This is a genomic window from Stenotrophomonas sp. PS02300 (assembly GCF_029959395.1).
GTDB lineage: Bacteria > Pseudomonadota > Gammaproteobacteria > Xanthomonadales > Xanthomonadaceae > Stenotrophomonas > Stenotrophomonas maltophilia_AD.
Genome location: NZ_JASCOP010000239.1, coordinates 1 through 1,664, shown reverse-complemented (window position 1 = coordinate 1,664; position 1,664 = coordinate 1). Strand labels below are relative to the sequence as shown.

The window sequence follows — 1,664 nt, the reverse complement described above, 5'->3', positions numbered from 1 at the left end:
CTGCGGCACCGCAGGCGCTGCCGGGGCCGCGACGGCCGGCGGGGCAGCCGGTGCGGCCGGAACGGCGGGGGCAGCGGGCGCCGTGAGCGCTGGCGGCGCCGGCGGCGGCGGCGGTACTGCAGCCACCAGGCGCATCGGCGCCACGCCGATCGCCACGAACAGGGCGGTGATCGCCATCGAGGCCACGCGCGGGAAGCTGCCGGTCTGCTGCAGGGTCAGCAGGCGGCGCTTGAGGCTGCGGAAGTTGGGCGAGGCACTGGCCACCCCTACCGCCGGCCGCGGGGCCACGCCCAGCTGCACCAGCAGGCGGCCGTAGTCGTGGCGGCAATGTCCGTGCCCGGCCACCACCGCGCTGTCGCACGCCTCTTCCCGGGCCAGCGCGTATTCGCGCACGGCCACGTGCAGCAGCGGGTGGAAGAACAGCAGGTGCTGCGCCAGCGCAGGCAGCAGCCCCAACCACAGGTCGCGGCGCTGCAGGTGCACCAGCTCATGGGTGAGAGCCATGTCCAGGTCATCGGCGGCCATCGCCGGCAGTTCACGCGCGGGCAGCAGCAGCACCGGGTTCCACGGGCCGATCAGCTGCGGCGAACGGATCTGTGCGGACAGCTTCAGCTGCGGCGCGCGGGCAAGCCCATGCGCCTCGGCGGCCAACTGCAGCGCCTGCTGCAGGCCGGCGTCGGTGCAGGGCACCGCAACGCGCACCAGCGCGCGGCTCTGGCGGTAGGCGCGCAGGCTGTGCACGCCCATCAGCAGCACGCCCGCCGCCCACAACGCGAACAGCACGCTCTGCCACGACAGCGAAGCACCGGTCGCAGCGGCAGTCATGGTGTCCACGGCCATCGGTGCCAGCGTCGTTGGCGCCTGCATCATCGTCTGGGCGACGAAGGTGGTGTCGTCGATGCCCGGGGCCGGCAGCACCGCCAGTTCCAGCGGGCTGCTCCATACCAGTCCCAGCACGGCCTGCAGGGCGACCAGCCACCACAGGCGGCAGCGGGTGGCCGAGGGCAGCCGGGGCAACGGCCGGCACACGCCCCATACCAGCGCCACCAGCAGCGCGCTCTGCACGCTGGTCCAGGCAAGGCGGGTCAGCAGTTCCATCATCAGGGTGTCCATGGCTCAGCCCTCCCGCTTGCGTGATTGCAGCTGTGCGACCAGCGCTTCGAGTTCGGCCAGTTCGCTGTCGCTGACCTCGGCCTTGTGCGACATGAAGGCCACGAAGGGCGAGACCGAGCCCTGTAGTGTCTTCTCCACGAAGCTGGCCACCGCGCCCTGCACCACGCTGTCCTGCTCGCCGGTGGCCGAGTAGCGGTACACGCCCTCGACCTGTCGGCGCTGCAGGTAGGCCTTGCCGCGCAAGCGTTCCATCATGGTCAGCACCGTCGAACGCGCCAACCCGCGCGCCTCGCCGAAGCCGGCCGCCACTTCGCCGACGCTGGCGCCGTCCTGTTCCGCTATGTACTGCAACAGGGCCAGTTCCTGGTCCCCGATGGTCTTGCCGCGCATGGCACACTCCGTTGACTACACGTGTCGCCACCATGCCCGTGACTACAAGTGTCGTCAAGTGCCGGACGGCGCGCGCCGACGAACGGTAGAAGGCGGTGCCCCCCCGTGGTGGTGCCCCCCACCGCGCCTGCCCCCGGGGCCCCCCACGGCCCGCCCGGGCA

2 protein-coding genes are annotated in these 1,664 nt (G+C 72.1%); both read right to left on the bottom strand.

Annotated features, from left to right (window positions below; translation table 11 throughout):
- On the bottom strand, positions 1-1,113 hold a 1,113-nt coding region (locus tag QMX79_RS20710), incomplete at its 3' end, for a M56 family metallopeptidase (RefSeq protein ID WP_282248450.1).
- Positions 1,114-1,116: 3 nt separating this feature from the next.
- Positions 1,117-1,503: a BlaI/MecI/CopY family transcriptional regulator gene (locus tag QMX79_RS20705; RefSeq protein WP_282248449.1), complete on the bottom strand. Its 387-nt coding sequence runs from the start codon at positions 1,501-1,503 to the stop codon at positions 1,117-1,119.
- Between the last annotated feature and the right edge of the window lie 161 nt (positions 1,504-1,664).

Bases quoted from the DNA above. Each gene is read 5' to 3' on its own strand.
- QMX79_RS20705 (WP_282248449.1), bottom strand. From the start codon at position 1,503: ATGCGCGGCAAGACCATCGGGGACCAGGAACTGGCCCTGTTGCAGTAC.